This window comes from Adonisia turfae CCMR0081, from assembly GCF_011009555.1.
GTDB classification, from domain to species: domain Bacteria; phylum Cyanobacteriota; class Cyanobacteriia; order Phormidesmidales; family Phormidesmidaceae; genus Leptothoe; species Leptothoe turfae.
This window is the reverse complement of record NZ_QXHD01000004.1, coordinates 2,794,830-2,799,267: the sequence shown is the minus strand read 5'-3', so window position 1 is coordinate 2,799,267 and position 4,438 is coordinate 2,794,830. Positions and strand designations below refer to the sequence as shown.

Sequence of the window (4,438 nt, the reverse complement as noted above, 5' to 3'; positions counted from 1 at the left end):
AGACTAAACTTGCCACTCAAGACGTCACCGCCGCCGACCTATTTGGCACCCGTGAACACTTGACGGCAACCGGTAACATTTATCTATACCGCATGGCTGGCGCGATTCTTGGCATCTGGGGCAATTCTATTGAAGAGGCCATGTATCCTTCCTACTATAATGATTCAGACGGCAACGAATTAAATGCATCAGGCGACGTCTGTTATACGCTACGCTTTGAGCCAGGTGGATTGCCACCGGCTGACGCTTTCTGGTCGGCAACGATGTATAACCTCCCCGAGCAGCTCCTTGTCGAGAACAAACTCGAGCGCTACCTGATTAATTCAACGATGTTAGAAAATAACGAACTTGTTCTCGATGAAGATGGGGGACTGACGCTTTATATCCAATACGCTCAACCCACTGAAGAAAAAAAGAGGAAGAACTGGCTACCTGCACCGGATCAGGGCTTCTTCATATCCTTACGGCTTTACTTGCCACAACAAGAGGCGATTAATGGCACCTGGCAAACGCCACCACTAAAGCGAGTAAAGCCTGTACTGCACTGGACAATCAGGCTTAAGCGTATCTTTTTAGCTCTCTTTCGTGCTGGTAACTCCCCCTCGTTAGAGCCCCGGTCCCTAGGATGAGAGTGCGTGACAGAAGTGGGAATGTATATGGTTTAATGCGATTAATACGGTCATAAAGAATATTAAATGCATATTACTCCTAAGAAACACAAGCTAATCAACCCTAAAATAGACTGATTTTCGACAGAATCACGACAATTGTGTTTCTTGCCGGTTGAGCGAACAGCCCTACTGTTCGTAAAAGGCTCAGATCTTGCACTAAGGTCGGTTGTGAAGCTCAAACCCACGTTGGGTTCAAAACCCAACGCTAATTGAGGGCTGTCCACTAACGGGACAAGATTGGCTGGGCAGCTCTAAATATAGAGCTTTTAGGGATTCTTTAACCGCTTGAGCGGTTTTGAGCCAGTTAGCCTTGCGACTTTGAGTCCAAGGTGGGTTAATGCTTCCTTGCCAGGTGCAAGATCTCAGTTAACCTACCGCCGCTGCGTTATGCCAATAGGCTGTACTTTCAGAACCTTGTTCTCAATCAGGAAGCTGCAGCCGTGCGATCGCTCCACATCATCCCAAATATGTCATCATAACTGTATGCGTTTCACTTGCTCCTAGTCTGAGGCTAGCTTGAGCTTCTCTCAGGCTGAAAAGCTGGAAGAGGTTAAAGAAAAACTAAAAGAAATGCACACTATTCAAGCATCTGAGTCGATCATAAGGTGAATAAACATGCCGTTTTCTGCTCGCAAAGTGATAAGTGCGATCAAACACTTCTTCACCGAAAAGAACGCCGTCGCAGGAGTTTCCGACGCATTTTCGGTCGTCACCGTTATCAACAGCTTCATGATGGTGAACGGTCTCGATACACCGAAAGAAGGACAGTTTGCTTACGTTCATCTCCTGATGCGGCTGGGAATCATCACAGGGATCTGGGTTGTTTTCGATTTTTCGTACACCATCTCATCAACCAAAGAGTTCTTTCGGGACCTGCGAGCTGGGCTCGGTCGGTACATTCGCCACAACGTGTATGACGCGATCGCAATCACCTATACATCGTTGATCGTCCTCCTCTGTATCGCCGGATCGACAAGCCTGTTCCCTCTTCATGGCGGGCGCGGGCTCTATCAGGGATTGTTGTTGCTGTTTCCCGGCGTCTGCGCAGGAATCTTGGCGACCAAGGTGCTGGGAAAGAAGGACGAACCCAAAACTTAAGCTGCACCGTGCCGGTTGGTGGTCCAACTGCTCGGCCACGGGCTGTTCCTATGCCCAGGGTTTACACCGCGTCAGCGTGGCGGCGACTCCGTTGTCGGAACCTTTCAGTCAAGCATCTGGAAACGTGCGATCGCTCCACATCGAATACATAGTTATGCAGCGTAATCACCCTGTCTTTCAAACTAGACTCCTTTAAGGGAATCCTTGCATCTGACATAGAGAAAACTATAACTTATGCCTTGAGCATGACCAATCAACACGAAGACAAGGATCGGGTTTTGGATGCAGTGCGAAATCTTGCACATGCTGCTAATGGCCATCTCAACTTAGTTTCAGCAGTATCTGAATATATAAATGCAACCTCGTTATTATCTGTTTCCAAGCTAGAGTATTGGGAAAGAACCTTCCGTTATGAGATTTATGTAGAACCGCACTCAAGATCCAAGTCATTCTCGCTCCGTGAACGGCGTTTACTAATTCCTTGGTTAGATCATTGCAACGGAGACGGGTATCTACGAGAAAAAGCATTGCGCTCTTTACGCGAAGGTGCACCGAATGGGTTCCTTTTTGCTATGATTCTTCGACGGTTAAACGATTGGGTTCCTCAAGTACGAGCTGCAGCTCGTGAGCATGTCCCGCAGATAGCAGCTAACACCAAACCTGAGTTCATACTAGAAACACTCTGGGCAATTTTGCCATACCTGCATACCTGGGGACGCTTACAGGACGAGGATCTAGAAGTCTTGATAAGTCTTCTTTCTATAGATGGTATACCGTCACGACTGGCATCGAAGCTTGTTGAGGTGACCGCCGGTCCGGCTGCTTCAATTCTTGGACAAGCAGGTCGCAAACCCGTGCTCGATAATTTTTTACCGACTATCTCTGAGGAAGCAGTTCAACCAGCAGTCCGCGCCAAGGCGTATCTTAGCCAGTTAGAGGAGCGTATGGTATGGTTCGAGGGTCGAAAATGGGTATGGACAGATATTCGTTGGTGTGAAGGACGTCATGAGCCAGTTCTTGGTGAGAGGGCAATAAAGGTCAATCGATCGTTCTTGGAAACCCTTAAAAAAGCAGCTAGAGACAGTTCTCCGGTAGTTCGAAGGGTGGCCGGGAATGTGCTCATTGCTAAGCTAGACAGTATTGGCACGGAGGCTTTACCCATTGCTGAGATATTGTCGAAGGATTCATATCCATCAGTTGTGGAACGGGGGAAATTCGTGCTGGCAAGACTCAAAGCTTGAATTGTAGTTGTTTGAGGTATATCCAGTGTATTGCTCTTCAGTCAACATTCAGTGCTGTTTCGCATAAGATCGAAATAATCAATCCAATACCATGCAGTCTTTTCAAGATATCAGGTCAGTAAGTGTGCGCGCACTCACCTCCGCCAATGCCGAGGCATATCATGCCGTACGCTTGTCTGCGCTCTGTGAACAGCCACCCGCTTTCGGTTCTCTCCCTGAAGACGAACTGAGCCTCTCCGAAACTGCCGTTAGGCTGGCAGAAAGCGATGACCGTTGCTTCTTCGGAGCATTCCAAAACGAACAACTCATTGGGATTATTCGGATTTCTCGCTATTCAGCTTCCAATGAGAAACATCGTGCATATTTGGCGGGACTCTATGTCTTTCCCTCGTTTCGTTGTCACGGCTGTGGCAAAGCGCTCATCCATAAAGCGCTGAATTGGGCAGCAAATGCCAAAGATATCAGGAGAATCTATCTAACTGTTGTCACCCAACAAGAAGCGGCGATCCATCTTTATCAGTCATTGGGCTTTCGCACATATGGTACTGAACCGGAGACCTTTTCGAAAGGTGGACAGTTCTATGATGAGTACCTGATGACCTTGGCACTCAGCTCGGATAATGACCGCAACGCTTAACCATCGCACTGCACCTAGACGTCAGGATATGGTTGATTGAGTCCCAAAAGATGTTTGCGTCCGGTGAGCGTGATCGTTAGCCAGAATATTCTCAGCACTGTGAGAAAATGGCTCAGAGCATACAGAGTTACTTTGAACTTGAGCAAACTGTATCTGCCCAACAAGGACGCTACGTAATTGAATCGGCACTCAACCAATGGGGTGGGTAATGAGGCAGCGGGCAATCTAATTACGTGCATCACCGAACACCTTGGACTGAGACAGTATTGATGCGAGCCGGCTATTGACCTAGAGCGCACTCTACCTTTTATAGTTGCGGTATGACGACTGAATTAACCATCCGACAAGCTGCTGAGGCAACAGGGCTAAGTATCCACACTTTACGTTATTACGAAAAAGTTGGGCTTTTAGCTCCGATTTACCGAGCATCTAATGGACATCGACGGTACTCCGCCGAAGATATTGCTTGGCTAGAGTTTTTGGTGCGTTTGCGGGAAACCGGAATGCCAATCAAAAAAGTGATTGCCTTTGCAGATTTGGTGCGTCAGCATCCCAATGAAGTTAGTGAACGACGCGTGTTACTTGAGGAACATCGCAATCAGGTCAAACAACACTTAGAGGAACTCACCCATCACTTGCAAGTGATTAACTTGAAAATTGAACACTATCAACAACTGGAAGCAACTGGTGAAAACGATCACAACTGCATTTTCTGGAAGCATCATCTTGAAAAATCTCTAGACAGCAAGTTGAACAAATAATTTTCACCTCAACCTAAATTAGGAGACTCA

General features: G+C 47.4%; 5 protein-coding genes. All 5 read left to right on the top strand.

The genetic code is table 11. The annotated features are described in order from the left end of the window. Window positions 1-629 (top strand): DUF1214 domain-containing protein (locus tag DXZ20_RS16305; RefSeq protein ID WP_163703513.1); only part of this gene is annotated, 629 nt, incomplete at its 5' end. 657 nt (window positions 630-1,286) lie between these two features. Continuing rightward, window positions 1,287-1,769 carry a hypothetical protein gene (locus tag DXZ20_RS16300; protein WP_163699297.1) on the top strand — a complete coding sequence of 161 codons (483 nt, stop codon included), beginning with the start codon at window positions 1,287-1,289 and terminating at the stop codon, window positions 1,767-1,769. 572 nt (window positions 1,770-2,341) lie between these two features. Next, window positions 2,342-3,010 (top strand): hypothetical protein, encoded by a 669-nt coding sequence (locus DXZ20_RS16295; RefSeq protein ID WP_163699295.1) that lies wholly within the window; start codon window positions 2,342-2,344, stop codon window positions 3,008-3,010. Window positions 3,011-3,101: 91 nt separating this feature from the next. Continuing rightward, window positions 3,102-3,647, top strand: coding sequence for a GNAT family N-acetyltransferase (locus DXZ20_RS16290; RefSeq protein ID WP_163699293.1), 546 nt, complete (start codon window positions 3,102-3,104; stop codon window positions 3,645-3,647). A 320-nt stretch (window positions 3,648-3,967) separates the two neighbouring features. Further along, window positions 3,968-4,408, top strand: a complete 441-nt coding sequence (locus DXZ20_RS16285) for a MerR family transcriptional regulator (protein WP_163699292.1) — start codon at window positions 3,968-3,970, stop codon at window positions 4,406-4,408. The last annotated feature ends 30 nt before the right edge of the window (window positions 4,409-4,438 follow it).